The sequence below is a fragment of the Chryseobacterium angstadtii genome (genome assembly GCF_001045465.1).
Classification (GTDB): Bacteria; Bacteroidota; Bacteroidia; order Flavobacteriales; family Weeksellaceae; genus Chryseobacterium; species Chryseobacterium angstadtii.
In genome coordinates this window covers 110938-137494 of the sequence record NZ_LFND01000001.1, presented here as the reverse complement: position 1 = coordinate 137494, position 26557 = coordinate 110938, and the positions used below count along the sequence as shown (strand labels likewise).

The 26557-nt window shown below is 37.6% G+C and carries 25 protein-coding genes; 9 read left to right on the top strand and 16 right to left on the bottom strand.

Going from position 1 to position 26557, the window contains the following annotated elements:
* Positions 1–82 precede the first annotated feature (82 nt).
* Positions 83–532 (top strand): hypothetical protein, encoded by a 450-nt coding sequence (locus ACM46_RS00585; protein WP_048504698.1) that lies wholly within the window; start codon positions 83–85, stop codon positions 530–532.
* Between the two features lie 126 nt (positions 533–658).
* Positions 659–1168 carry a ferritin gene (locus ACM46_RS00580; protein ID WP_048505539.1) on the top strand — a complete coding sequence of 170 codons (510 nt, stop codon included), beginning with the start codon at positions 659–661 and terminating at the stop codon, positions 1166–1168.
* Between the two features lie 254 nt (positions 1169–1422).
* Here the strand turns inward: ACM46_RS00580 and ACM46_RS00575 are convergent, their stop codons facing one another.
* Positions 1423–4578 carry a UvrD-helicase domain-containing protein gene (locus ACM46_RS00575; protein WP_338151987.1) on the bottom strand — a complete coding sequence of 1052 codons (3156 nt, stop codon included), beginning with the start codon at positions 4576–4578 and terminating at the stop codon, positions 1423–1425.
* 168 nt (positions 4579–4746) lie between these two features.
* On the opposite strand from ACM46_RS00575, the gene ACM46_RS00570 reads away from it, so the two are divergent.
* From ACM46_RS00570 to ACM46_RS00555, 4 genes are all read left to right on the top strand, one after another.
* On the top strand, positions 4747–5493 hold the full coding sequence (locus ACM46_RS00570; RefSeq protein WP_048505538.1) for a carboxypeptidase-like regulatory domain-containing protein: 747 nt from the start codon (positions 4747–4749) through the stop codon (positions 5491–5493).
* Positions 5494–5499: 6 nt separating this feature from the next.
* Positions 5500–6309 (top strand): hypothetical protein, encoded by an 810-nt coding sequence (locus ACM46_RS00565; RefSeq protein ID WP_048504696.1) that lies wholly within the window; start codon positions 5500–5502, stop codon positions 6307–6309.
* Between the two features lie 16 nt (positions 6310–6325).
* Positions 6326–7159, top strand: coding sequence for a carboxypeptidase regulatory-like domain-containing protein (locus ACM46_RS00560; RefSeq protein ID WP_241485946.1), 834 nt, complete (start codon positions 6326–6328; stop codon positions 7157–7159).
* A 222-nt stretch (positions 7160–7381) separates the two neighbouring features.
* Positions 7382–8116 carry an SIMPL domain-containing protein gene (locus ACM46_RS00555; RefSeq protein ID WP_048504694.1) on the top strand — a complete coding sequence of 245 codons (735 nt, stop codon included), beginning with the start codon at positions 7382–7384 and terminating at the stop codon, positions 8114–8116.
* A 242-nt stretch (positions 8117–8358) separates the two neighbouring features.
* Here ACM46_RS00555 and ACM46_RS00550 read toward each other — a convergent pair whose 3' ends face one another.
* The 5 genes from ACM46_RS00550 to ACM46_RS00530 form a co-directional block, all read right to left on the bottom strand.
* Positions 8359–8871, bottom strand: coding sequence for a GNAT family N-acetyltransferase (locus tag ACM46_RS00550; RefSeq protein ID WP_048504693.1), 513 nt, complete (start codon positions 8869–8871; stop codon positions 8359–8361).
* A 2-nt stretch (positions 8872–8873) separates the two neighbouring features.
* Complete coding sequence (locus tag ACM46_RS00545) at positions 8874–9095, bottom strand: PspC family transcriptional regulator (protein ID WP_034725857.1); 222 nt, start codon at positions 9093–9095, stop codon at positions 8874–8876.
* Positions 9088–10359, bottom strand: coding sequence for a DUF2851 family protein (locus ACM46_RS00540; protein ID WP_048504692.1), 1272 nt, complete (start codon positions 10357–10359; stop codon positions 9088–9090). The genes ACM46_RS00545 and ACM46_RS00540 overlap by 8 nt, the downstream gene beginning before the upstream one ends.
* A gap of 230 nt (positions 10360–10589) precedes the next feature.
* Entirely contained in the window at positions 10590–11738 is a 1149-nt protein-coding gene (bshA, locus tag ACM46_RS00535; protein WP_048504691.1) for an N-acetyl-alpha-D-glucosaminyl L-malate synthase BshA, read from the bottom strand.
* A 4-nt stretch (positions 11739–11742) separates the two neighbouring features.
* Positions 11743–13476 (bottom strand): glycoside hydrolase family 3 protein, encoded by a 1734-nt coding sequence (locus ACM46_RS00530; RefSeq protein ID WP_048504690.1) that lies wholly within the window; start codon positions 13474–13476, stop codon positions 11743–11745.
* A gap of 115 nt (positions 13477–13591) precedes the next feature.
* On the opposite strand from ACM46_RS00530, the gene ACM46_RS00525 reads away from it, so the two are divergent.
* Positions 13592–14116: a hypothetical protein gene (locus ACM46_RS00525; protein ID WP_048504689.1), complete on the top strand. Its 525-nt coding sequence runs from the start codon at positions 13592–13594 to the stop codon at positions 14114–14116.
* A 130-nt stretch (positions 14117–14246) separates the two neighbouring features.
* Complete coding sequence (locus ACM46_RS00520) at positions 14247–14642, top strand: hypothetical protein (RefSeq protein WP_048504688.1); 396 nt, start codon at positions 14247–14249, stop codon at positions 14640–14642.
* A gap of 61 nt (positions 14643–14703) precedes the next feature.
* On the opposite strand, the gene ribA is transcribed toward ACM46_RS00520, so the two are convergent.
* The 8 genes from ribA to ACM46_RS00480 form a co-directional block, all read right to left on the bottom strand.
* Positions 14704–15300, bottom strand: a complete 597-nt coding sequence (gene ribA, locus ACM46_RS00515) for a GTP cyclohydrolase II (RefSeq protein WP_048504687.1) — start codon at positions 15298–15300, stop codon at positions 14704–14706.
* Between the two features lie 15 nt (positions 15301–15315).
* A complete protein-coding gene (locus ACM46_RS00510; protein ID WP_048504686.1) occupies positions 15316–15771 on the bottom strand; it encodes a hypothetical protein in 456 nt (151 codons plus the stop codon).
* The gene (locus ACM46_RS00505) at positions 15768–16382 is read right to left on the bottom strand and encodes a DUF4254 domain-containing protein (RefSeq protein WP_048504685.1); all 615 of its coding nucleotides are present in this window, start codon (positions 16380–16382) and stop codon (positions 15768–15770) included. The genes ACM46_RS00510 and ACM46_RS00505 overlap by 4 nt, the downstream gene beginning before the upstream one ends.
* A gap of 16 nt (positions 16383–16398) precedes the next feature.
* Complete coding sequence (locus tag ACM46_RS00500; protein WP_048504684.1) at positions 16399–16614, bottom strand: twin-arginine translocase TatA/TatE family subunit; 216 nt, start codon at positions 16612–16614, stop codon at positions 16399–16401.
* A gap of 32 nt (positions 16615–16646) precedes the next feature.
* On the bottom strand, positions 16647–18209 hold the full coding sequence (locus ACM46_RS00495; protein WP_048504683.1) for a peptidoglycan DD-metalloendopeptidase family protein: 1563 nt from the start codon (positions 18207–18209) through the stop codon (positions 16647–16649).
* On the bottom strand, positions 18206–19051 hold the full coding sequence (lolB1, locus tag ACM46_RS00490; RefSeq protein ID WP_048504682.1) for a lipoprotein insertase outer membrane protein LolB1: 846 nt from the start codon (positions 19049–19051) through the stop codon (positions 18206–18208). Before lolB1 ends, ACM46_RS00495 begins: the two co-directional genes overlap by 4 nt.
* A 108-nt stretch (positions 19052–19159) precedes the next feature.
* Positions 19160–20176, bottom strand: coding sequence for a sugar phosphate nucleotidyltransferase (locus ACM46_RS00485; protein WP_048504681.1), 1017 nt, complete (start codon positions 20174–20176; stop codon positions 19160–19162).
* Positions 20177–20333: 157 nt separating this feature from the next.
* Positions 20334–21761, bottom strand: coding sequence for an oligosaccharide flippase family protein (locus ACM46_RS00480; protein WP_048504680.1), 1428 nt, complete (start codon positions 21759–21761; stop codon positions 20334–20336).
* Positions 21762–21861: 100 nt separating this feature from the next.
* On the opposite strand from ACM46_RS00480, the gene ACM46_RS00475 reads away from it, so the two are divergent.
* Positions 21862–23199: a dihydroorotase gene (locus tag ACM46_RS00475; protein ID WP_048504679.1), complete on the top strand. Its 1338-nt coding sequence runs from the start codon at positions 21862–21864 to the stop codon at positions 23197–23199.
* A 278-nt stretch (positions 23200–23477) separates the two neighbouring features.
* Here ACM46_RS00475 and ACM46_RS00470 read toward each other — a convergent pair whose 3' ends face one another.
* Together ACM46_RS00470 and ACM46_RS00465 are read right to left on the bottom strand one after the other, a co-directional pair.
* Positions 23478–25775, bottom strand: coding sequence for a GH92 family glycosyl hydrolase (locus ACM46_RS00470; RefSeq protein ID WP_083997302.1), 2298 nt, complete (start codon positions 25773–25775; stop codon positions 23478–23480).
* Between the two features lie 88 nt (positions 25776–25863).
* The gene (locus tag ACM46_RS00465; protein WP_048504678.1) at positions 25864–26547 is read right to left on the bottom strand and encodes a response regulator transcription factor; all 684 of its coding nucleotides are present in this window, start codon (positions 26545–26547) and stop codon (positions 25864–25866) included.
* Between the last annotated feature and the right edge of the window lie 10 nt (positions 26548–26557).

Sequence of the window (26557 nt, the reverse complement as noted above, 5' to 3'; positions counted from 1 at the left end):
TTTTTTATGAATATTTCTATTTAACTTCTGTTTTAACTAATAATCAAAGATATGTATAACAATTAATTAAATATTTTTTAAGATGAAAAAATTAGTTTTAGCAATAGCATTTATGGGAATAGGAAGTTTTGCAATGGCACAACAAACCACTACTCCTCAGGACAAACAGGCAAGAAGAGCCGAGATGCAGCAAAAAATGCAGCAGAAACATCAGGAGCATTTAGATCAGATGCAGAAAGACCTTAATTTGAATCAGTCTCAGGTAGCGCAGATCAAAAGCCTTCATGAAAAAAGAAAATCTGAAATGAAAGCCGATTTCGAAAAGAATAAAGATGCAAGACAGGCCAAAATGGAAGATATGAAAGCCAAAAGAGCACAAATGGATGCGGATATGAAGAAGATTCTTACACCTGATCAGTATGATAAATGGCAGGCTGACAGAAAAGCTAAAATGGAGCAGAGAAAGGTAGCTATGAAGGATAGAAAAATGATGAAAAAGCCGATGAACACGGCGGCTCCTGAAGCAAAATAACAGTTCGTAATTTTGATTTTTTAATGTATGAAGGACGGGTTTTTTCCTGTCCTTTTTGTATTAAATTTCATTAAAACTTTTGATATCGGGCTTTTATTGCTTATTTTTGAATATAAATTTATACTTATGATCAGCGAAAAAATTGCAACGTTAATTAACGAACAGATAGCTCACGAACAATATGCCGCACAATATTATCTTTCAATGTCTGCCTGGTTTTCAGGAAAAGATCTTGACGGAATTGCGAACTATTTCAGAGTTCAGAGCAAAGAAGAATTGATGCACGCAGACAAAATGTTTGATTTTTTAAATGATGTAGGAGGAGAAATCATCATCGGAGAAATTGCAAAACCTCCACACGAGTTCGAAAATGCAACCGATATTTTTGAAAAAGCACTGGAGCACGAGAAAAAAGTAACCAAAAGTATCTTCAATATCGTGAAAAATGCCAATGACGAAGGAGATTTTGCTACAACATCTTTCCTTCAGTGGTTCATCAATGAGCAGGTAGAAGAAGAAGCAAGCGCTTCACAGTACGTGACTAAAATTAAGATGGTTTGCGACAATCCGTCTGCATTATATCTTTTTGATCAGGAATTGTCTCAGAGAGTATTTACTCCTGATCCAACAGCTTAACTAAACTATATTGTCAAGACAAGCCCCGCCGTTCGCAGAACGGCGGGGCTTGTTTATTTTTATCAAAAAACGATTAGGAGTAATGTGGATAACTTTACTACTTTATCCACAGAATACTTCAGGAATTCCCCAGAGATTGTGGATAAAATAATCCTTGTGATTGGTATTTATTTTAATGATAATCAATTGTTTATTGCGTGATTTTTCAACTTACCAACAAGTGATTGTGGAAAACTTTGTGGAAAACCCTAAACCTACAGATAGATAAGCTGAGTCTTGATGACTTTTCTTCCCAGGCTTTCCAGTATATTTTTATACCTCTCGATTTGGCGTTCGTTTTTTTCCGTTTGTTCACCGGTTTTAAAATCAACGATAATATAGCCTTCTTCACCTTTCAGAATCCGGTCCGGCCTGAAAATTCGGCTTTGTCCTCTCTCGGAAATCATAATATCTTTTTCATTGATCACTTCCCATTTCTCATCAAAGAATTCAGCATGTTTTTTAATGATCTGAAGAAGAGTCTCCTGAATCTCCTCCTTCTCTTCCCGGGTGATTTGCCCATCCAGAACATAACTTTCCAAAACCTTCGCCGTATCCTTTTCAGTATTGATTTTAGACAGTAGCTCATGCACAAAAAGCCCGATCCTTACCTTTTCATTACGCACCTGGTAGTTTTTGGAAGGCGTGGCAATTTTTATGGAAGATCTGTTTTCGTTAATATTTTTAAGATTCTGAATATCTTTCGTTGTAAACAGAGACGTTTTATCCACGGAATGTTTTTTCAGCATCTCAGGACGCACTTCATACAGATCGAATTCATCCGTTTCCTCCGTATTTTTTCCGTTGAAAAATTCCAGTAATTCAAGATTATTGGAGGTTTTATTGGCTTTCTGGATATAGAAAAACAGCTGTTCCACAGGTCGGGTAGTGGCTACATACTGAAGACACAGCCTGTCGATAAGATTTTTATAGGAATTTTTCTTGTTGAAGACCTCAATTTCTTCATCATAAACCTCAAGATTTTTACTGAACTGATTGATATTAACCGATTTTAAGGCATCATTCTCATTCGTATCAAACCAGTTGGTAAATTCATTATCCCGGTTCTTATTCATCATGGGAATAAAAACAATAGGGAATTCCAGCCCCTTCGATTTATGAATCGTCATAATTTGTACGGCATCAATATTTTCCGATGCCTGAATGGTATAGCCCGAAGCTTCTTCGTCCCAGTATTTCAAAAATTCTTTCGTACTGGCTCCTGCATTCTGCGTGAAATTGAAAAGCATTTCCAGAAAGTTCAGAAGAAAATCCGTTTCCTTGTTTTCTACAGCAAATTCATTGATGTAGTACTCCACAAAATTGTAGAGATTAAATCTTGGGAAATTATCCTGTTTCAGCTTCAGCGAATACTTTTTCTGGATAAACTGAACAATATCCTCATGCGTTTCTATCGTCAGAATTTCATCCATCTCAAGCGTAAAATCTGCCATGTGAATTCTTCCCAGCGTATTCAGGTAGTACATCATCATGATCAGATTAGGTTTGTTCTTAGGATTCATTTCCCATCGTAAAAATTCAATAACAGCTCTTAAAGTGTTGGAAAGTTCCAGGGTAAGTCCCTTATCCGAAATAGTTTTGATATTGATTTCTTCTCCACGGCAATTAACCTTCAGATTTCCCAGTTTTTGAGAATAGCTGAAAATATCAAAGTTCCCGCGGCATAAGATCGTAATGTCAGAAAACGTAAAGCCGTTATCTAGACTTTCCTGAATATCCTTCCGCATTTTTTCAGCAGTATCATTATAAAAATCTTCATTCGTAAGATTCTCTATCAGGCTTACTTTTACACGTCCTTCAATCTGGGAACGGGGGCTCTGTTCCGCATCTTCCCCGAAAATATTCCGGTGCTCCTCTTCCAGTCCTTCCGAATGATAGCGGTACAGCTCATTGTTGAAATGCACAATATTTTTGGCGCTCCGCCAGTTATCTTTTAATACAAAAAGTTCAGCTTCTTTGGGCGAAAATTCTTTTTTATTGATAATATCCAGCATTAGCTTACTCTCGCCACCACGGAATCTGTAAATACTTTGCTTAGGATCGCCCACAAGTGTAAAAGAAGTATTTTCCGTAGAAACACTGTGATCTCTCAACGGAACAAAATTCTGCCACTGCAGCTCCGAAGTATCCTGAAATTCATCAAAAAAATAATGCTGGAACTGGGAACCTACTTTCTCATAAATAAAGGCAGACGGCTCGTTTTTAAGATTTTCATTAATCAGGATATTGAATTTTGAAAGGAGAACAAGATCATTCTCTTCCTCAATCTTTTTTAATTCATCCTGAATATCTTTATTTACTTTTAACGGAAGAAGGGCTGACAGAATCTTCTCTTTCTTTTGAGTCTCAATATACCGGAGAATCAGCTGCATTCTGTTGTCAAGAAGCTGGTCCAGGATTTCAAAGATCTCAGCTTCCTTACTTTTGGATTTCGAAGAAGCCCCTTTCCTGTAATTATTAATCACCGACTCTTCCTGTGTGGTCGGAAATGGAAAACCTGCCCTTTTCTGGGTGTAAAAATCCTGAACTTTGGTGAAAAATCCTCCGATTCCGTTTTTCCCTTGGGCGAAATCTTCAATCTCAATATTTCTGGACCGGAACAGTTCAATAGATTGTGCAGCCAGCTCTGCAGATTGTTTTTTATTCTGAACGATTTCTTTTCGGAGTGTGTTTTTTATATTTTCATAATTGGTATCGTCAAAGCTTTTATTGCTCTTCAGATGCTCGTAATGAATATCCTTTACAAACTCCTTTGCAGAATCATAAAGGTTTTTGTTAAGGTTGATTCTTTCGTTGTTTTCAAGGCTGTAATCCACATAATCCATGAAAGAATTGGAGATATTTTCATTTTCCCCGATTTGATCAAGCATTTTGTCTACAGCTTCAATAAGAAACGGTTCAGCCTCGATTTCAAGATTAAAATTTTTCGCTAAACCCAATTCATAGGAAAAACTTCTTACCAGTCTTGAATTAAAACGGTCAATGGTTCCGATATTTAATGTGGAATAATTGTGGAGAACATAATCCAGCATTTTTTTGGAACGGACATGAAGTTCATCAATCGTAATTTTTAAGCCCTGCGCTTCAAAGGCTTTCTGGATGTTTTTTAAATCTCCGTTTTCAGCAAACTGATCCGAAGAAAAATTTCCCAGCCATGATAAAATCCTTTCCTTCATCTCGTTGGCTGCCTTATTCGTGAAAGTAAGCGCGAGAATATTCCTGATCGATTGCTGTTGATTGGGATAGCGGAGACAGATCATCAAAAGCCTCTGGACCAGAGCATATGTTTTGCCCGATCCTGCTGAAGCATTGATCACTGTGTAAGAATTTTGCATTGCTGAATTTAGAATTGAGACTGCAAGTTAGCTAATTTTTAAGTGAAATTTTAACAAATCAAAGTGCTGATTTAACAGTTTATTCCGCAAAAATCAAAAAGAAATGCTAAAACACGTTAACTGTGGTTAAACTTGTGAATTAATTTGAAAATAACTTTAGATTTGCTTCATAAAAAACTGTCTGTGAAATTTAAACTATACTTTCTTTTAACCCTCTTTTTTTGTATTAATTCCTATGCCCAAAGCTATATTTTCGGAAAAGTGATTTCCGAAGATAATGCCGAGATTCAGGATGTAACCGTAATCAATATCAGAACATATGAAATGGTTGTGACCAACAGGGACGGACATTTTATGATTTCCGGAAGAGCCGGGGATGAACTTCGCTTTGTAAAAGCAGGCTATGAACGTTTAGGAAGAAAGATTTCCAGCGAAAATATAGCGTCTCCAGTCAATATTACTTTGGCCAGAGCCACAATACTCATTCCTGAAGTAGAAGTGAAGCAGGGTATTACCGGAAATCTGAAAATTGATGCAAAAAATCTGAACCGTCCTAAAAAGGTGGAAAAATTAATAAAGGATATTGATAAATACATTGCTCAAAAATCAGATCCGCGTATTCTTGCCGCAAAACCGGGAGAGTTTGTACAGCCCAAAGGTCAGGGATTCTTTATAGGCAAAGTGAAAAATAAATGGGATGATATCGACTTAATGAAATACCTGCATTCAGCACTTGGAGATGAATATTTTACCGATCTTAAAATTGAGAAACCTCAGATCGACCATTTTATCACCTATGTTCTTGCAGGAGGTTTTGAACGGAAAAGTATCCTGAAATACGGCTTCTGCAGCGATGCTGATCTGAACAGATTTCAAAGATTTGTTCTCATGAGAATTTCCTCCTACCGTGCTCCGCAGACTCAAAGATAAATACAGATGAGAACTTATATTAAACAAAGCTTTTACACGGTGCCGCTTTTTATGTCTGCTGAATTGTTTTCCCAACAGAAAGTAACCGGAAATGTAAAAAGTACTGATAAAGAAGGATTGGGTTCTGTTTTGATCATCAATATTTCCAGTCATCAAAGTATTTTGAGTGATACTTCAGGAAATTTTATCATTGAAGCAGCAGAGAATGACGAATTACGGTTTGTGAAAGAAGGATATTACCGGATCGATAAGAAAATAGGAAAGGAAGATTTTGGGTCTCCATTAATAATCAGCCTTAAAAAAAACGAAATAGAAATTCCGGAGGTGAAAATTACCTTTCAGCCCACCGGCAATCTGGAAAGGGACAACAGAAATCTTAATGAATCCCGGAAAGTGGTTTCTTTAAGATCGGAATTGGATGAGTATATGAAAAGCCCTCTGAATGAGGCTTTACCGGATAATACGATATCGAAAACTTTTGCAAGCCCGGATTATAAAGTCGGACAGGTAAGTCTTTTAGGCGTGCTGGATGCTGCAAAAGGGCTGTTCAAAAAAGCAACTGAACTTAAAATTACCAAAGCCAATTATAAAGAAACAGAGGATTTTCTCAGAAGAATAAAAGAAGAAATCAATTTACAGTTTTTGAGAAAATACGGTATGGATGAGGAGCAGATTGATGAATTCCTTATCTACGCCAATGATACCCGGACATTGGCAAAAAAATACAGAAAAAACTTTAAAATTAATATAATAGAGTCTGAATTAGGTGTGGCTTTTGCTGAATACAGGAAAACGCACAAGCTGAGCAATATTTAGCTTTAATAAACGGATAATGAATTGTAGAGGGGCCAATATTTTTATGACGGATTGGAAGAAAGTTTCATTTCTTCTCGTTTTTCTGTTTAACAGTTTCTTTGCACAGCAAACGGTTACAGGACGTATCACAGATGATGACGGAGTGAATTTAAGCGCTGTTCTTATCATCAATATGTCTACAGATCAGAAAACCTCTTCCAATGCTGCGGGAATGTTTTCTATAGAAGCTTCTCCCAACGACGAACTCAGATTTGTAATGGCAGATTTCTACAGGGTTTCTACAAGAGTGCTCACAGGCGGCTACAATCCTCAACTACTGGTTACTATGACCCCGATACCAAGAGATGTAGGAGAGGTGAAAATCGTTAAAAAGCCAACAGGCGACCTTGAAACCGATTCCCGGCTGGCCGGAAAAGTGGATAAAGGGGAAATCGTAGAACAGGCGGTAGGTCTTCCTCAACCTGTCGGAAAAATGCGGGAAAAGCCTGCCGAAGTGAAAAAAGTTCTTCTCCCGATTCTCCTGGGAAGCCTGGATGTTCAGGGTGCTTACGATCTGATCAGCGGAAAAGCAAGAAGGCAGAAACGGCAGTACAGATATGATGATTTGCAGGAGCATATCATGTGGGTCCGAAACAGGGTGGATAATGAATATTTTGTAAATGCAGGAATTCCCGTAGAACGTATTTCAGAATTTATACAGTATGCTTTCGAGGTTAAACCTCAGGTCCGCACTTATGTAAAAGCAAGAAACTTATCCGGAACCCTGCTGAGAATGGAAGAAACAATGCCGGTTTATTTAGAAAGATTGAAGCAAAGCAAAAACGGATCAATTTCAAAACCAGAGGAGTAAAATAAATACAATCAAACCTATAATAGTCTGTTTAATATAAGTCTTATTTTTTTAACCTCAATAAGCTTTAATTTATTTCTTAATATTTATAATGTTTCTTTTTTGCCTTGCCTCCAGGTTTTGAAACTGAGCAGGAGAAAGGATGAATAATGTTAATGAATTCTTAAAAATCGGAATGAAAATTGATGTAACCTACGAATAATCAATTAAATCACCATTTTTATGAATAAGAATATTATTGCGGTAGCTGTCGGGGCACTGGGATTCGTTCTCGGGCTCGGGTTTTTAGGAAACGCGATTAAAAACAGAAATAAATCTGAAAATACCATTTCCGTAACCGGATTGGGAACCAAACAATTCACCTCTGATCTGATCACCTGGTCAGGAAGCTTTTCTAAAAACAATTCAGACTTAAAATCGGCGTACGATGAGCTGGCAACAGACAGGAAGGTGATTAATGATTATCTTCTTTCCAAAGGAATTAAGCAGAATGAAATTGTATTTTCGTCCGTAGATATTCAGAAGCAGTTCAGAAGCTATAACGATTCAAACGGAAATTATGTACAGGGCGAATTTTCCGGGTACAACCTTACCCAAAAAGTCTCTATTGAAAGTAAGGAGGTGGTGAAAATAGAGAACCTTTCCAGAAACATTACAGAAATTATCAATCGCGGTATTGAGTTCACCTCTTCAGCACCATCTTATTTTTACACTAAATTAGCCACAGTAAAACAGGAGATGATTGCCAGTGCCACCAAAGACGCCAAAGAAAGAGCGGAGAAGATTGCAGAAAACTCGGGAAGCAGTCTGGGGAACCTTAAAAAAGCCACAATGGGTGTGATCCAGATAACGGAACCCAATTCCAATGAAGACTATTCCTACGGCGGAACATTCAATACATCTTCCAAAGAAAAAGAAGCGAACATCACCATAAAGCTGGAATACGAAGTTGACTAATATGTATCATTCCTAAAAGTGATCATCATTGGTGGGGAAAATATTAACCACAAAAGAGAACAAAAGTTTTAAGACTTCATTTATTTTGAAGTTTAAATGCCAGGAGAATAGGAAGATCACATAAGTTTTAAACAATCATCTGTGAAAATCTGTGCCATCAGTGGTTAACAAAATACAGATGAAAAGCTTCACAGCATATGATAAAAATAGACCGCCAGATATTTTCCGGCGGTTTCTATATTTTAATGATACACTACATCATAAATTTCGTCCTTTACACTCTTTAAATTTTCAGGAGTATAATTGGCCAGCAGCCAAAGATCCAGCGGTTTTTTTCCTTCACCGTAGCTTGGCTGTACATGCATATCGTCAATCAGGGTGAACCCGTTTTTCTGATAGAAAGAATAACGTCTTTTGGCATCTTCTCCCAAATGATCGGGTTCTATTTCCAGAATAATTCTAGGATAATTTTTAAACAGGTACCCTGTAATATGTGATCCCAGCTTCTGGCTTCTGAAGGCCTCGAAAACCTCAAAATGTTCTACAAAAATATAAGAACTCAGTTCCCAGATAATCAGATATCCTATAGCCTGTGTTTCGTGAAATACAGATATTACTTTCACATGAGGATTAGAAAATAAAGCCGTAAATTGATTCCAGTCCCTTTGTTCATCTGCGGGAAATGTACTGGAATATGACTTATAGATGTCCTGAACTCTATAGTCATCTGCAGAAGTAATCGGTAAAAATTCCATAATTATAAATCAAAAACGCTGGGCCTTCTGGTGATAAAAATATCTTTGATCCAAAGCGTAAATGCCAGTCCAAGATAAATCAAAAAGAAAAAACCGGCAGTGGCAAAAGTAGAATAGATGAAAAAGATCCTTAATTTAGATACAGGAATCCCCAGTTTAGCTCCTGTTCTCGTAAGAACGCCAAACCATTCTCTTTCCATTTTGTGGCGGATATTGTCAAACATTTGAAGTTTCTTTTAAAAGTTTAAATCCAATACTGCAATTTAAGCAATTTTTTTCTTCACACGAGGTTTTATAATGATAAATAAGACTCTGGCTTTCCAATGCATTGTTGATTTTCAGCCCAAGCTTTTTCCATCTGTCTGTTACAGAATTTTTTTCAGCAGGGCTGTTTCTGTATAAATTCAGGATTTCATCTGTAATTTCCTTACGATGGTATTTGTGATAGGTATATTTTAAAGGAAGAACGGTATTGAGAATAATCAGTTCAATAAAATCCCTGCTTATTATTTTAGGCTGGAACTTTGAAATGGTTCCAAAATTAAAATGAAAATCCCAGTATTCCGAAGCTTTTACGGGTTCAAAAACTTCGTAAAGATTATCCGGAGTATTGGCTTTTATGATTTTTGAAAATAAATTCTGATGCCTGTGATAAAGATTGGCCAGCTGAGAAAGACGGATTGTAGGAAAACTGGGCGGGCGCAGTCTCATAAATTTGGGATGAAATGTAAGAGGGGGAATACTGAACTTCTTTCTGATGAATTCAAATTCTCTTTTCCAGATCATCATTTGTCCGTCTTTCGGATTGTCTAGCCAGCCTGAAATCCCAAACAGAAGGGCTTCCAGCTGTAATTCATTCTGCCGGATCTTATTGATAATGCTGAAATCTACAGATTCCGCAATCATTCTGAAAATTTGGGCATTTACTTTCAAGCCGAAAGAATAGGCGAGGCTGTGAAATAAAACCGCTTCAAAATTATTTTGATACACTTCTAAACTCTTTTCCAGTTCCCGCGACTTTTCATCCAGTTTTTTAAGAACATTAGCCTCATGAAAATGAAACGGAACCGCATCCGGCCTGAAAATATTTTCACAGGGAATAAACTGTTCTCCATTGATTAATTTTTCATATTTCCAGAGAATATTTATGTCAATATGATCTTTAAGTTCCAGAGTAGGAACATTTTTTCGGATGAGGTCTTCAATCTCCGCATCATTTTGATAGACCACATGCAGAATAATATTTTGATAATTGGGATCCCGGGAATGGTTATGAAAAATCCAGTCGGAGGTACGGACGTGCAGTTCTATATGTCCGGCAACGATCAGATCTTTTGTTTTAATTTTTGCATTAAGGAAATCGGGGCCGGCATCTTTGTTCCATTTCCCGGAATGGATGAGTTCAACAGGATTTCCTTCAGTATCTCTGAAGTTGAAATGTTTGAAAACTTTATAGTTCCATAGATATTGAAGCAGTCTTTCCGTCATAAGTGTTAGGATAAATATAATGGAAAAACAAAGTTTCTAGAGGTTGCTTTTTCAGATTTTCAATCGTTGTGCTGAACAAAGTCTGATTGATAGAAATATATTTTTTAAAACAAGAACTTCTGATTTATCTGTTCGGCTTTTTATTGCTTTGGCTGAAAAAATACAAATGCCTTCTGTCAATTTATACAGAAGGCATTTGTAGTATAGCTGATTCAAATATGTTTTGACGGTTAAGCTTTCGTCAGTTCCTTTTTGAAATTTTCTATCGTGGTTCTGTACATTTCTTCATAGATGGGAAGAATATTTTTCAGGTCAAATTTGATAGCCTGATCTTTTGCGTTTTGCTTCATTGTCGTTAGAAGTTCCTCATTGCTTAAAAGCTTGATTGTATAATTACTCATGGCTTCTACATTTCCGATTTCGGCCAGGAATCCTGTTTCTCCCTGGATGTTTACTTCAGGGATTCCTCCCGCATTGGAACTGATAACAGGAGTGTAAGCAGCCATAGCCTCAAGTGCAGCCAAACCGAAACTTTCCTGTTCGGAAGGAAGTAAGAATACGTCGGAAAGCTGTAGAATTTTGTAAAGATCATTTACTTTTCCTAACAGACGGATTTTTGAAATCAATTCAGGGTTTTCTTCCAGGAACTGATTGACTTTTTCCATATCCGGCCCTTCACCAATAATGATCAGCTTGGATTTTACTTTTTTCTCCACATTTTTGAAGATCTGAAGAACTTCCTCCACTCTTTTTACAGGACGAAGGTTGGAAACGTGGATCAGAATTTTTTCGTCAGGGTTGGCGAATTGAGTTCTCTGGCATTCCGTACAGTCATCAAATTCAGAATTATCAATAAAATTGGTGATTACCTGTATCTGTTTCTTAATATTGAAAAACTGCAGGGTATCTTTTTTCAGACTTTCAGAAACCGATGTAATGGCATCTGACTGGTTGATAGAGAATTCTACAGCATGTTTATAGCTTGGATGCTGCCCCACAAGGGTAATATCTGTTCCGTGAAGAGTAGTCACCAACGGAATATCATTGTTGTCATCCTTCAGCATTTGTTTAGCGGTAAAAGCAGCATATGCATAAGGAATAGCATAATGAGCATGCAGAAGATCCAGCTTATAAAGATTTACGACACGGTAAATCATTGAGCTTAATGCAATATCATAAGGCTGATACTGAAAAAGGGGATAGGTCTGTACATTCACCCGGTGAAAAAAAATGTTCGGGTTGGTGATGTCCAGTCTTGCAGGGAGCGCAGAACTTATAAAGTGAACCTCATATCCTTTGTTGGCAAGAGACATTCCCAGTTCTGTTGCTACAATTCCGCTTCCTCCGTATGTTGGATAGCAAAGTATGCCTATTTTCATTAGATTATTTTTGTTTTGATGTTGTAAAAACTGTTGAGTTTGCATTCGAGCCGGAAGCGGGAGCTTTTTCGATTCCCATTCCTGCTTTCAACTGATCGTTAACCAGTACAGGCAGTTTGCCCCATATTTTTGTTTTTCCGTTCAGAGCAGCGGCGGCGGCTGTCATTGAATCGTCATTGTTTTCGTAAGAGACTAGAACCGTGGATACTTTTGAAATATCAATGTCTTTTAAAGCATATGCACTTCCGAATACATTGAGAATAACGTTTTGTCTGCCCGTAAGATCAGCAAGAATCTTTTTAGACTCTGCCGAGATTTTATAAGGCTTGTACGCTGTTGAATTATCCTTGTGGAATCCTACAATCACAGTAGAACCTGCAGGAATACTATTGATTTCGCCGGCTTTTTTGATGGTAATATTAGAGCCAAGCTGATTGGCAAAAGTCTGATAAGGAGCTTCTTCCAGAGGAACATAATAGACTTGTTTCCCGGTAATGGGAAGCAGTTTCTGATCATCTTTTAATAAAGTAATTGCATTGGCGTAAAGATTTTGAACCAATGTTTTATGGGAATCATTATTGAGATCACTATTGATATTTTCCGGCTTTTTCGGAGTGTATTGATCAAGTCCCAGGAAGTATTTGGTTAATAAAATCTTTTTAACACTTTCTTCCACTCTCGATTGTGAAATTTCACCTTTATCAATACTTTTCTGAATTAATTTCTTTCCTTCTGCAACACCCTGAGAGAAAAGCATGATATCATTTCCTGCTTTGAATGCAAGCGCATCCAGTTCTCCGGGTTTGTATTTATTGGCTACAGCTCCCATATTCAGGGCATCCGTAATAATTAAGCCTTTGTAGCCTAATTTATCTTTTAACAATCCTGTTATGATATTCTTTGAAACGGAAGCAGGTATTCCTTTTTCAGATTCAAGACTTGGAACATACAGATGGGCTACCATGACACCTCCGATTCCTTTATCCATTAAAGCTTTAAAAGGAGCCAGTTCAACGGTGTTGAGTCTTTCTAAATTATGTGAAACTACAGGTAAGTCCGTATGTGAATCTTTACTGGTATCACCATGCCCAGGGAAATGTTTAATAGCTGCAAGAATAGTATTATCCTGAAGCCCGTTAGAGTAAGCCAAAGCAGAACTGATCACATTATCTACCTCTGAACCGAAACTTCTGTTTCCGATAATAGGATTGCTTGGGTTGGTATTCACATCTACAACCGGTGCGAAATCCCAGTTGATCCCCATTCTGTGACAGTCTTCGGCTATTTTGGCGGACATCTGGTAAATCAGGTTTTTATCCTGTATAGCTCCGAGTGTCATGGCCCACGGAAATTTGTAGGCAGTGGCAATTCTTTGGAAAAGTCCCCATTCTGCATCCATCCCGATCATCATCGGAACTCTGGATTTCTGCTGGAACTCGTTCACCAGATTGATTTCTCTGGCAGCATCATCCTGCATTAAAATCAGTCCTCCGATTTTATCATTAATAACAATGTTTCTGATCTGATTAATATAATCTTCACCCTTATTGGTGTAAAGCGCTACAATAAACAGCTGGCCAAGCTTTTCATCCTGAGAAAGTGAACGGTAGGTCTTGTTTACCCAGTGCTGAGCCTTTTTCAGGTCTTCTTTTGAACTATTTTTAGGCTGGTATTGAGCTTTGGCAGTAAAGCTTATTAATGAAAAAATAAAGAGGGAAGTATATAACAATTTCTTCATGATCTTTTGAATAAGAACAAAAATACAATTAAAAAAATGATGAAAACAATGTTTTTGCAACTTTTGGTATATGATTTGAATACGCTTTATAAATAATAACTAAACATTTCTAAAAATGAAAAAAATTCTTCCTTTTCTATTCCTGGCATTTGTATCATTATTTATATTCAGCTGTGATAATAACGATGATAATACGGATAGCGACACCTATTCAAGAATGAGAGACATTACCGGATCATTTACCAATGGAAACGGATATGCGTTCACACAGGGAATCAATATCAACCAGACCGATGTGGTTTTAGTGTATAGAGCAGCAGGTAATGCATGGCAGCAGATTCCAAAGTCTGTTTATTTGCCTAATTCAGGAACTTTACCGACAAACAGAGTATTTGATTATAATTTCGTTTTCGATTCTCAAAACGTACAGATCAGAATTGATGATGAGAACTTTAATTTAGGAACAGAAATGACTGCGGCTGAAACCAACGATTATCTGAATAATCAAAGGTTCAGATTGGTACTTGTTCCTGCACAGGCAAGCAAAAGTGCCAACTCTGTAGATTACAGCGATTATAATGCAGTAGTAAAGTATTACAATCTGGATGACACCAATGTAAAGACTACAAAGGTGAACTAATTAAGAAATATCTTTTCAGTTTTTTATAATTATTAAAGCTTCGGGAGAAATCGCGGGGCTTTTTTAATTTAATTGGTTGAAGAAGTTAAAAACATTAATTTTAGCACTCTGAATAAAATACTAAAAACTAATGATCAAAAATCAATATTTTAAACTTTTCATACTGACTCCATTGTTCCTTTTATCTTCATGTATTAGTGAGATTTCGGATAATATTGAGCGTAATAAGGCCGAGGAAAATTATGTTTCTCCTTATATGGGAAAATGGGTGGGGACCTTTTCAGGAGATCATATCAGCGGAACCCTGATCCTGAATGTTTCTAAAAGCGGAAGTATGGAAGTGATAAGAGTTGCCAATAACAATGTGGATGAAACCTATTACACCAGCCTTCAGGGGGCCGGAAATGGCGCTTTAAATCCTGCTCCTTCTCCAAAAGGTTTTATTTTATACGGAAGTCTGCATACCGGATCCGGAACATGGAAACTGCAGAGCTGGAGCGGTAGTTGGTCCGTTAAAAGACAATAATAAACCCTACAGATTATATAACAGAAAAGCTCCCGTAGAAGTCGGGAGCTTTTGTTTTTATCTAGTTGTCATTATCATCTAATAAATGACCGAAGAAATCTTTTTTTGTTTTCAGATAGCCTTTGCTGATCTCGTTGGCCGGGATCTGTAAAGGTACCCTGGAGTTGAGATTAATGTTGCTGTCTACTACATATTTTACCTTTTCAGGATTGTTGGTTAAAAGATTAATGTCTTTTATTCCCAGCAGATTCAGGATTTCAATAGCAACACCGAAGTTTCTGTCGTCGGCCGGAAGCCCTAATTCCAGGTTGGCCTGAACAGTGTCTAGACCTTTTTCCTGTAATGAATATGCTTTCAGCTTATTGATGATCCCGATATTTCTTCCTTCCTGACGAAGGTAAACAATAATTCCTCCGTGTTCGTGGGTATATTTCATTGCGGCATCCAGCTGTTGGCCGCATTCGCATTTTTTTGAATGGAAAACTTCTCCGGTAATGCATTCTGAGTGGAAACGTACGTTCACCGGTTTTGAAAAATCTGTATTTTCTGCAACGATGGCCATGTGTGGCATCCAGTCGTTTTCGTTTTCGGAGAAAGCGATCATTCGGAAAGAGCCGTGTTCTGTGGGAACATTAGCTTCTGCCTGAATTTTAATCATTAATAGTGGTTAGTTTTAATTTCCTTTTAAAGAATCTTCTATTACAGAAATATTGGTTTTTAAGCGTACCAGATATCTGTTGAGAACTTCATCATCATCTTTGTCAAGCTGCTGTCTGAGTTTTTGAATTTTCTTATATGATTTTTCAAAGCTTTTAATGGCTCTGTTTTTCCCTGCAGAATTGTTGGCATCAATAGCATATAAATAATTTTGAAGACTGTATTTCAGACTTGTGACTTCTTCATTTAAATCATTATTCTTAAACTTTGGAAAAGTAGAAATCAGATTTGAAATTTCAGAAGCATTTATATTTTCTTTAATATTGATATCAAAGCCTTTTTTTGCCCCTCTGTCGGAATCAGAACCTTTGGTTTCGCTATAAAAATTATTAGACAACGGGGAAAGGTTAAGCTTTTCCGTTGCGCAGGAAGTTATAATTAGTAGTACTCCAAAAAAAAATAGTTTTCTCATTTCTGTTGCCCCTTTTGATAGAGGATCGGGTTAAGACTGTCATCGTTATACATTTTCATTTGTTTGTATACCTTCATCTTAACATTACCGTATTCAATATCAGTAAGCAACTGATCTATAGAAGTAGATAGATCTTCTTTCTGAGTAAGCAGTACATCCAGTTTTGCCTGGCAGTTTGCACGGTGCTCTTCAGAAGCAGATTCTCTATTGGCTTCTAACGACATATGATAAACCTTTAATGCAAGAATTGATAACCTGTCTACAGCCCAAGCGGGAGTTTCTGTATTGATTTTTGCATCAGGTTTCGGAGTTATTTTTTCAAACTTAGTAAGGAACCAGCTATCGATAAATTCTACCAGATCAGTTCTTTTCTGGTTGGATGAATCTATCGTTCTCTTCAATTGAAGAGCTTCAACGGGATCTATATTTTCATCTCTAATAATATCTTCCAAATGCCATTGAACGGTATCAATCCAGTTCTTTGCATACAAAATCCGTTCCAAACTGTCTTTTTCAAACGGGTTATTAATTAGAGAGTTAACATCATCGAACACGTGATAATCTTCAATAGATTGATTGAAGACTTTCCATGCAGTTTCAGTGAAATTCATTAATTCTGAAGAATTTTTAGTTGCCGGGAGTATTATTGTTGTTGGTAGAAGAGGTTTTGTTCTCAGAACCTGGTTTGTCTTCTTCCTTCACTGCATCTTTAAATTCTTTGATTCCTGAACCTACACCTCTCATAAGTTCCGGAATTTTCTTTCCTCCAAAAAGCAATACCAAAAGTATCGCTACGATAAGGATATGTTGCCAAGATAAGGCAAGTATTGTAAGTGTATTCATCTCTTAAGATTTTTGCAAAGTTAAAGCTTTTTTTAATACGAAATCCAACCTAATGGGTCAACTGGTGTATTTCCGTTCCATACCTGGAAATCAAGAGTATAAGAACCATCGAAATCCTGCGCTACAGAACCTACAGGAGTTCCTGAAGAAACCTGTTGTCCTTTGGATACGCTTACGCTTCCAAGGTTAGAATAGATCGTAAAATAATTTCCGTGTTTTACCATAACGGTTTTTGTTCCGTCGCTGTTTGCCAATACAGAAGAGACTGTGCCGGGATATACAGATTTTGCGCGTGTTCCGGAAGGTACGGCTATTTTAATCCCTGTATTTTCCTCAACAATATTTTTGAAAACCGGGTGCGGTTGTCTTCCAAATCGGTGGGTTACCTGGCCTGCTCTGTCTGCAGGATAGCCCAATTTTCCTCTGCTGTCTGCAAAGCTGCTTCCGGTAGCTGTGGTAACTCCGTAGCTGGTCATTGCTTTCGTTTCTGCTGCTTTTTTCTCTTCTTCTTTTTTCTTGTTCAGAGCGGCTTCAGCTGCTCTTGCTGCAATCAGTTTGTCTGAAGCTTCTTTTGCTCTGGCATTGGCTTCATCAGATGCCTTTTTAGCGGCTATTCTTCTGGCTTCATCTTTGGCATTGGCTTCGGCTCTGGCTGCTTCTTCGTTACGTTTTCTCTCTTCTTCGGCTCTTTTTGCTGCCAGGTCGGCTGCTTTTTTAGCTTCGATTTCCGCCAGCTTTCTTTCTCTTTCCAATGCTTCGGCTCTGGCTTTAGCTTCAGCTTCAATTCTTGCTTTTTCTCTTTCAGCAATCAGCTTGGCCATACGGATTTTTTCTGCCTCCGCTTTTTTTCTGGCCTCTTCTTCTGCTTTGGCTATACGGATTTCTTCCGCAATAATTGCTCTGATCTGTCCTTCCAAAGCTTTAGACTGAACCTGCTTTTGTTTAAGCTCTACAGTAAGTTTGGCTTCATTTTTCTTAAAGTCTGCCAGCAATTGCTCTTTCTGTGCTCTTTCTGCATTAATGGTAGCCAGGTCTTTCTGTTGGGTCACCAGCAGATTCTCTTTTTCTCTTGCAGAATTCTGCTTCTGTGCAATTGATTTTTTGATTTGGGCAGCTGCATTGCTGATCTCTGCTGCTTTTTTATCCTGATAATCTGCGTACTGCTTCAGGTATTGTACCCTTCTTATAGCTTCTCCCAGATTTTTGGATGAAAGAATAAAGGTTACTTTGTTCTGTACCCCTTTATTTTTGTATGCATTCACGAGAACTTCAGCATAATTCTTTCTGAGAACTGCCAGTTCTTTGTTTTGACGGTTGATTTCCAACTGACGAAGATAAATTTCATCTTCAATAAATCTTTTCTCTTTCTGAGTATTGGTATACACCTTTTCTCTTAAAGTCAGTTTTTTATTAACGTTGGTAAGGTAAGCCACCGAAAGCTTGGAATCGCTTCTGGTTTTAGCTAAATCTGTATTTATCTGTACAATTTGTTTTTTAAGATCGGCATTCTGTTTCTGAAGCTGTTCCTTGTTCTGCTGTCCCTGATGCAGGCCGAACAGAAGAATACCTATTAAAAAGCTAAATTTTTTAATCATTTAATCTCAATTTTCTTATAACTGGATGGTACAGAATAAGGTGTTTCCATCCTCGAAAAGTCAAATTTCGTGTTTTCCAGTAAAATTTGACTAGATTTTGAACCTTTTATAATTATTTTAACATTTTTTGGAAGACGGATTCCATTATATTCATCCCAGTTGCTGTAAGAGATTTCCAGCTCGTCAGTAGATAAAACATCCTTTAAATTGACGCTCAACAGATCATAATTTGTATCATAATTAAGTACAATTTTATACTCTCTGGTTTTTTCATCCGTCGTGATTTTCTGATTGGTGTTGGACACCATTTTAAAACCCTGTGCATTTTGAGTAAGCGTAAACTGGGAATCGCTGATCTTTACAAAAGTTCTGCCCATCAGAATTTTTTCTAGGGATTTGTAGTCAATAAAATTGACATTCAGAAGTTTGTTCAGATAATCAAAATCAGAATCTATGTACGTTTTGCTGGTTTTATCCTGTCCTTTAATTCCTTCCGGTGTTGCGATACCTTTGGCCACATTGAAAAATAGAGCCTGAAGATTCATCCATACCTTTTTATCATTTTCAATATAGATCACGGCATCAAGGGTTGGAATAAAACTTCCGGTTTCCACATTTACTTTACTGTTGATCTTTACCTGATCAAATTTTAAAGGAATCACTACATGTTCATAGAATGTAAGCTTATCTCTTACAGGTTCATTGGCATCTTTGGGATTACGGTTATCCTCTGCGACAACGGTGCTGTCCTGCGTTTTGCCGTTATTGTTTTTGGCGGCATTTCTGGTTTTACAGGAAGAAAGGGTAAGGAATAGTAAAAGTATCGGGATCCAGTTTTTCATGTATTTATCTTTCAATTAAAAAAATACGCTGCAATATTAACGCCAAACCACACAAAAAGTATTGTGTGGTCTGGGTTGTATGTTGTTTTATATTAATTATATCTGGGCTTATTTAGACAAAAAATCTAAAACAGAGTAGTCCCCTAATGAGATCTCTCTGGCTACTCCAAAATACTGTGCGGAATTTCCGATCATGGAATTGGAAAGATTTCCGTGGTTGATTCTTGTATTTTCCTGAATCAGGGAGTTTTCAATGTTTGAATTGACGATAGTGGTGTTATTTCCCAAAGAAACGCCAGGGCCTACTTTTGAATTGGAGATTTTTACATTTTCCCCGATGAAGCACGGCTGGATGATCAATGAGTTTTCTATCACAGCGGATGCCGGATAATTAAGCATTTCTTCTTTTTCGTATTCAAGAATCTTACTGTTGGTTTCCACGGTAGCATTTTTGTTTCCGCAGTCCATCCAGTCATTTACTTTTCCTAAAGTAAATTTGGCTCCTTTGGCTCTAAGGTTTTCCAGTGCCATGGTCAATTGGTACTCTCCTCCGTTTTTAATGTCATTACTGATGATGTAATTGATTTCATCCATCAGCTTTTCAGCGCTGTTGAAATAATAAATACCGATGATGGCAAGATCAGAAACAAAAGTTTGAGGTTTTTCAACAAAATCGGTAATGAATCCGTAATTGTCTAATTTCACAACTCCGAAAGCAGAAGGATCTTCAACACTTTTCACCCAGATCACACCATCCGAATTTTTGTCCAGCTGAAAATCTGCACGGAAAAGCGTATCTGCAAAAGCAATCACTACATCTCCCTGCATGGAATCTTCTGCACATTTAATAGCGTGTGCCGTTCCAAGCGGATCATTCTGATAGTAAATACTTCCTTTTGCTCCCAGTTTTTCGGCGATCTGAAGTAAAGATTTCTCAATCTCCGGTCCGAAATCTCCGATGATAAATGCTACTTCTTCAATGTTTTCACCTGCCACTTTAGCAATATCTTCTACCAGTCTCTGTACGATAGGTTTTCCGGCAATGGGAATAAGAGGTTTTGGAACTGTCAGAGTATGTGGACGTAATCTGGAACCGCGTCCAGCCATAGGAACAATTATTTTCATAGAGTATATGACAATGTTTTTATTTGTTAGTTTTTTTATTTAGGTCTGGCTAAAGGTAATCATTTAAATCATTGCTGATTATAATATTTATCATCTTTAATCCAGTGCTTTTTAATTTTTTTTAAAGAACTCAATAGTATCAAATTAGAGGCCAGAATCAGTTTTTTCTGATCCTTGACAGAAGCATGTCTTTTTCCGAGTAGATCAAAATTCCTACGAAGATCAGAAACAGGACATTACTTGTTATGATATTGTAGTTGAGATATTTTACAATAATAAAACTAAAAACGCCAAGTAAGATTAAAAAGAAAGACATTTTTTTCATCCTGTACGGGATAGGATAATATTTTTGACCTAATAGATAAGACACAATCATCATAATTACATAAGCTCCGAAAGTGGCCCATGCAGAACCTATCATGCTGTGGTAGTAGCGTAATGCTAAAAGATTCAGAGCAATATTTATAATGGCTCCCAACCATGAAATTACGGTTCCTACACTGGTTCTGTCCGTTACTTTATACCAGGTAGAAAAGTTGTAATATATTCCGAAACAAAGATTGGCAATAACGATAATCGGGATGATATCTATGGCGATCCAGTATGATTTGTTGGGTATAAAAACGTCTTTCAGCCAGGCAATATTAGCGATAATTCCCAAAGCTACGGTACAGGCAAAAAAAGCAAAGTATTCTGCTACTTTAGCGTAGGTTTTCTTGGCATCCCCTTTATCCATCTGTTTAAAAAAGAAAGGCTCAATACCCATTCGATATGCAGTAACAAATAGTGTCATCAATACAGCAAGTTTATAGCAGCCACCATACGCTCCGGCTTCCTCATCTGAAATGTGATTTCTCTGGAAAGATTTATCAAAGTTTTCATTGATCATAAATGCCATCCCGGCCAGCATAAGCGGAAAGGAATATCTGATCATACGCCTAAACAAAGAGGTCACAAACTGAAATCTTACTTTTAATAGAATAGGTAATAATAATAGAAAGCCTAAGGCACTTCCGGCTAAATTACTGAAGAACGGGTAATCCACATTTTGGTTCAAACCAAAGCTTTTTGATATGCTTTCCGGAATCCAAAAGAATAATGCGGCTGTAAAAACGGCCTGAAATATCGCCTGAACAACTCTTACCGCAGAATATTTTATGGGCTTATTGTGAAAACGCAACCATGCAAAAGGGATGACCAATAAGTTGTCAAAAAAGGCAATTAAAGCAAACCATCTGATATATTCAGGGTTGTCGTGATACCCCAGATAATCTGCAATAGGCTGATTGAACAGATAGCACAATGCCAGAAAAACAGTGGAAGTTGAAAACAAAAACCAAAACGAAGTGTTGAATGTCTTTTTTTCATTGCCTTCTTCAGCAGAAAACCGAAAATAAGCCGTTTCAAAACCAAAAGAAAGTAAAATATTGACAAACGAAATCCATGCATAAAGCTGTGTGAAAATCGCAAACCCTTCATTGGGGATTTTATAGATCAAAAGCGGGTTAAGGATGAACAAAATAATTCTAGGTGCTATAGCTCCTACTCCGTAGATGATTGTTTGTCCTAATAGTTTCTTATACAAAGTCGAAATTTTTTACAAATGTAAAACTTTAAGAATTCGTTTTGTGATTTTGAAGCTAATTAAAACATAAAATCTTAATTTTACCGGGAAATAAATCGAAATGAAAGTTCTTATAAAAAATGTAAAAATCGTTAACGAAGGAATGATCTTCGAAAGCGATCTTTTAATAGAAAACGACCTGATTTCTAAAATAGGTCCCTCCATTTCTGAAGATGCAGACCAGATTATTGACGGTTCCGGGAAATACCTTCTGCCAGGTGTCATAGATGATCAGGTGCATTTCAGAGATCCCGGACTGACACATAAAGGAGATATTGAAACCGAATCAAGAGCTGCCATCGCCGGCGGAATAACCAGTTTCATCGATCAGCCGAACACCGTTCCCAATGCCGTTACTCAGGAATTATTGGCGGATAAATATGAAATCGGTGCTCAGAAAGCTTATGCCAACTATGGTTTCATGATGGGAGGAACAAATGATAATCTGGAGGAAGTTTTAAAGACCAACCCAAGAAATGTTCCGGGGATTAAATTATTCTTAGGTTCTTCTACAGGAAATATGCTTGTAGATAATCCTGAAACACTTGAAAACATTTTCAGCAATACTAAAATGCTGATTGCCGTTCACTGTGAAGATGAAGCTACCATCAGAGCGAATACCCAGAAATATTTGGATGAATACGGAGAAGATATTCCTGTAAAATTCCATCATCTTATCAGAAGTGAGGAAGCTTGTTATAAATCATCTTCAAAAGCTATTGAATTGGCAGAAAAGACGGGTGCGAGACTTCACGTTTTTCACCTTTCCACGGCAAAAGAAATGGAACTTTTCAGAAATGATATTCCGCTGAAAGATAAAAAGATTACCGCAGAAGTATGTGTTCATCATTTAACATTTACCAATGAAGATTATGAGACCAAAGGCTCTCTGATCAAATGGAACCCGGCTGTAAAAACGCAGAAAGACAAAGATGCTCTTTGGGAAGCCCTTCTGGACGGAAGAATAGATGTAGTAGCTACAGACCATGCGCCGCACACCGCTGAAGAAAAACAGAACGTGTATACAAAATGTCCTTCCGGAGCACCATTGGTACAGCATTCATTACCTGTGATGCTGGAAAACTATGTCACGGGAAAGATTTCTCTTGAAAAAATTGTTGAAAAAATGTGCCACAATCCGGCCATCCTTTTCAGAGTTGAGAAAAGAGGTTTTGTAAGAGAAGGCTACAAAGCGGATCTTGTTTTGGTTGATTTAAATTCCGATTGGACGGTTGCGAAAGATAATCTTCTTTACAAATGCGGCTGGAGCCCGCTGGAAGGAATGAATTTACATTCTAAAGTAACCCAGACTTTTGTGAACGGACATCTTGTGTATGACAATGGTAAAATCGCCGACGAAAAATTCGGGGAGAGACTTCTTTTTGAGGTAGAAGAATAATTATAAAAAGCAAAAAAGCTAAATAGCAAAAGGGCAAATAGATTTATACCTATTTGCCCTTTTTGTTTTTATGGATTCCGGAGAACTGTCCTGTCAAAGTTTTCTGGATTTTTGCTGTCCATGCTGCGGATGATGAAAATTTCCGCCATTTGAATTGTTACATCTTTTAATAGAAATAAAAATCAAATAAAACTTAAGTGAACTATTATACGAAAAGCATTCAACTTAAAAATGACTAAAGTGCCTAAAAACTTTTGTGTCTTTTGTGGTTGAAAAGATTACTTCTTCGCTTTCGCACTCATATAAAATGTAAGTTTTCCGCCGGCTACGATTTCAGAATGTTTTAGAGTAAAATTTTTAATTTCTTTTCCGTTCAGAAGAATTTTTTCCACATACACATTCTTCGGACTTTGGTTTACAGCTTCAATTTCAAATGATTTTCCGTTTTCAAGATTAAGAACGGCATGATCTACTGCCGGGCTTCCGATAGCATAATCTTCAGAACCGGGTGCTACAGGATAGAATCCAAGTGAGCTTAAAATATACCAGGCGCTCATTTGTCCTGCATCGTCATTTCCGCCCAGTCCATCAGGTGTGGCTTTGTATTGCATTTCTAAGATTCTGCGGACCTGAGATTGCGTTTTCCAGGGTTGTCCTGCCCAATTATAAAAATAGGCGACATGGTGAGCGGGTTCGTTTCCGTGAACATAGCCGCCAATGATTCCTTCGCGGGTAATATCTTCTGTATCGGCAAAAAATTCATCGGGAAGATGCATGGTGAACAATTCGTCCAGTTTAGAAGCGAATTTTTTCTTTCCGCCCATCATTTGAATAAGTCCGTCCGGATTTTGAGGAACAAAAAAGCTGTAGTTCCAGGAATTTCCTTCGATAAAGCCCTGTCCGTGGGTACTCAGGACATCAAATTCTTTTTTAAAGGTTCCGTCTGTCAGTCGGGGACGCATAAAACCTGCTTTCAGATCAAAATTATTTTTCCAGTTTTCAGAACGTTTGATGAACTGATTGTAAATTTCTGTTTCGCCTAAATGTTTGGCGAGCTGAGCAATGGCCCAATCATCGTAAGCATATTCCAGTGTATTCGAAACTGAAGTTCCGTTTTTCTCGGCAGGAATATACCCCATGTCGATATAATAACCGATACCTTCGTAGTCTCTTTTATTAGCTGTAGCAATGCAGGCTTTTAATACTTCTTTCGGATCACCGCTGTAATTTCCTTTGATTACAGCATCAGCCGCAACGCTTACACTGTGATAGCCGCTCATACACCAGTTATCATTGGCATAATGTGACCATATCGGAAGCATTTTCATGGAAAACTGATTGTAATGAGCCATCATGGATTTTACCATATCATTATTCCGTTTGGGCTGGATGATATTAAAGAAAGGATGCAGCGCACGGTACGTGTCCCAGATGGAAAATGTCGTATAGTTGGTGAAGTTTTCTGCCTGATGAACATTCTGATCTAAACCTTTATATTCTCCGTTGATGTCCATATAAGTAGTAGGGCTGATGAATGTATGATACATGGCTGTATAGAAGTTGGTCTTTTCAGTTTCAGAACCCTTGATCACGATTTTATTCAGTTCCTTGTTCCAGTCTTCCTGAGCTTTTGCTTTGACTTGGTCAAAAGACATCTTTCCGGTTTCTTTTTCCAGATTTTCCAGTGCATTGGCCTGGCTTACCGGGGAAATGGCCAGCTTTATTTCTATAGCTTCGTTTTCTTCGGTGTCGAAATCAAAATACATTTTCAGGTTTTTGCCAGCGATTTCAGGGAAGTTTTTATTCTGATCGAATTTTCTCCAGAATCCTTTGTATACCTGCGGACCGTCAAAATTTTTCTGGCCGTATGATTTAAAAGGTTTTGAAAATTTCATGGCAAAATAAACCGTTCTGGTTCTTGCCCATCCATTCGTTTGGCGATATCCTGTAACCGTGCCGTCGTTTTCTACGCGGACGTAGGTCCAGATATTTTTACCGTCATAATTATAGATTCCGGCGGTGAGATCTAAAATAATATGGGCCTGATCAGATTTTGGAAAAGTATAGCGGTGAACTCCTGTTCTGGTGGAAGAGGTCAGTTCCGCGAGAATATTGTGATCATCCAGTTTTACTTTATAATATCCTGCTTCAGCTTTTTCGTTTTGATGGGAGAATCTGCTTCTGTAGCCGCTTTCCGGATGTGATGCTGTTCCCGGATTCAATTGTAATTTCCCTACAGTCGGCATGATGAGAAAATCTCCAAGATCGGAATGCCCGGTTCCACTGAAATGGGTAGAGCTGAAACCTACGATGGTTTTGTCTTCGTAGCGGTAACCTGCACAATATTTATAAACCTCACCGTTGTATTTTCCGTTGAGTTCATAGGCGATGGTATCAGTTTCCGGGCTCAGCTGTACAGCTCCGAAAGGAACAGTGGCTCCGGGATACGTATGTCCCATTTTTTCGGTTCCGATGAGCGGATTGACATATTGTATTAACTTTTCAAACTTTTGAGCTTTAAGATGCAGACCAAAAAATAAAAGGAATAAAAAAACAGTGGTTCCGTGATTTCTCATTAATAGCAAATTTTCAAACCTTAAAATTAACTAAAAATCGAAGAATAACTATTTATCATTTCCAATTAATACGGAATTTGCCTCGAATTTATTTTTTTTCAGAAAAGCGGAATCCTATTCCATGCAGGTTTTCAATCAGAATATTTTGTTCCTCAGCAAGTACTTTTCTTAACCTGGAAATAAATACATCCAGACTTCGTCCCATAAAATAATCATCGTCTCCCCAGATGGCCTTCAGGATATCCTGTCTTTTCAGCACGGTGTTTTTGTGACAGATAAAATATAAAAGAAGCTCAGATTCTCTTTGAGTGAGGGTAACGCGGTCTTCTTTATGCTGAAGGGTATAGTTTTGGGGATCAAAATCATATCTCCCGACTTTGTATTTCAGCAGAGTGGTATCTGTTTTTTTGGTGCGTCTCAGGAAAACTTCAATTTTCAGAATTAATTCTTCTATACTGAATGGTTTTACCAGATAATCATCAGCGCCAATTTTTAACCCTTTGATCCGGTCTTCTTTTAAAGCCTTTGCAGAAATAAAAATAATGGGAATCTCAGAGTTCTTATTGCGAATCTGCTCTGCCAGCTCGAATCCGTTGAGCTCCGGCATCATAATATCCAGCAGACAAATATCGAAGTTTTGGCTGTTGAATGCATCAAGTGCGGATCTTCCATCTGAATAGCAGCAGATGTCATAATAGCTCTCCAGGCTGTCCTGAATGAGGAAAGCTATGGTTTTATCATCTTCTGCATATAAAATTTTGGATTTTTCCATACTTACGTCT

Bases quoted from the DNA above. Each gene is read 5' to 3' on its own strand.
- ACM46_RS00585 (WP_048504698.1), top strand. From the start codon at position 83: ATGAAAAAATTAGTTTTAGCAATAGCATTTATGGGAATAGGAAGTTTT.
- ACM46_RS00580 (WP_048505539.1), top strand. From the start codon at position 659: ATGATCAGCGAAAAAATTGCAACGTTAATTAACGAACAGATAGCTCAC.
- ACM46_RS00565 (WP_048504696.1), top strand. From the start codon at position 5,500: ATGAGAACTTATATTAAACAAAGCTTTTACACGGTGCCGCTTTTTATG.
- ACM46_RS00560 (WP_241485946.1), top strand. From the start codon at position 6,326: ATGAATTGTAGAGGGGCCAATATTTTTATGACGGATTGGAAGAAAGTT.
- ACM46_RS00555 (WP_048504694.1), top strand. From the start codon at position 7,382: ATGAATAAGAATATTATTGCGGTAGCTGTCGGGGCACTGGGATTCGTT.
- ACM46_RS00550 (WP_048504693.1), bottom strand. From the start codon at position 8,871: ATGGAATTTTTACCGATTACTTCTGCAGATGACTATAGAGTTCAGGAC.
- ACM46_RS00545 (WP_034725857.1), bottom strand. From the start codon at position 9,095: ATGTTTGACAATATCCGCCACAAAATGGAAAGAGAATGGTTTGGCGTT.
- ACM46_RS00540 (WP_048504692.1), bottom strand. From the start codon at position 10,359: ATGACGGAAAGACTGCTTCAATATCTATGGAACTATAAAGTTTTCAAA.
- bshA (WP_048504691.1), bottom strand. From the start codon at position 11,738: ATGAAAATAGGCATACTTTGCTATCCAACATACGGAGGAAGCGGAATT.
- ACM46_RS00530 (WP_048504690.1), bottom strand. From the start codon at position 13,476: ATGAAGAAATTGTTATATACTTCCCTCTTTATTTTTTCATTAATAAGC.
- ACM46_RS00525 (WP_048504689.1), top strand. From the start codon at position 13,592: ATGAAAAAAATTCTTCCTTTTCTATTCCTGGCATTTGTATCATTATTT.
- ACM46_RS00520 (WP_048504688.1), top strand. From the start codon at position 14,247: ATGATCAAAAATCAATATTTTAAACTTTTCATACTGACTCCATTGTTC.
- ribA (WP_048504687.1), bottom strand. From the start codon at position 15,300: ATGATTAAAATTCAGGCAGAAGCTAATGTTCCCACAGAACACGGCTCT.
- ACM46_RS00510 (WP_048504686.1), bottom strand. From the start codon at position 15,771: ATGAGAAAACTATTTTTTTTTGGAGTACTACTAATTATAACTTCCTGC.
- ACM46_RS00505 (WP_048504685.1), bottom strand. From the start codon at position 16,382: ATGAATTTCACTGAAACTGCATGGAAAGTCTTCAATCAATCTATTGAA.
- ACM46_RS00500 (WP_048504684.1), bottom strand. From the start codon at position 16,614: ATGAATACACTTACAATACTTGCCTTATCTTGGCAACATATCCTTATC.
- ACM46_RS00495 (WP_048504683.1), bottom strand. From the start codon at position 18,209: ATGATTAAAAAATTTAGCTTTTTAATAGGTATTCTTCTGTTCGGCCTG.
- lolB1 (WP_048504682.1), bottom strand. From the start codon at position 19,051: ATGAAAAACTGGATCCCGATACTTTTACTATTCCTTACCCTTTCTTCC.
- ACM46_RS00485 (WP_048504681.1), bottom strand. From the start codon at position 20,176: ATGAAAATAATTGTTCCTATGGCTGGACGCGGTTCCAGATTACGTCCA.
- ACM46_RS00475 (WP_048504679.1), top strand. From the start codon at position 21,862: ATGAAAGTTCTTATAAAAAATGTAAAAATCGTTAACGAAGGAATGATC.
- ACM46_RS00470 (WP_083997302.1), bottom strand. From the start codon at position 25,775: ATGAGAAATCACGGAACCACTGTTTTTTTATTCCTTTTATTTTTTGGT.
- ACM46_RS00465 (WP_048504678.1), bottom strand. From the start codon at position 26,547: ATGGAAAAATCCAAAATTTTATATGCAGAAGATGATAAAACCATAGCT.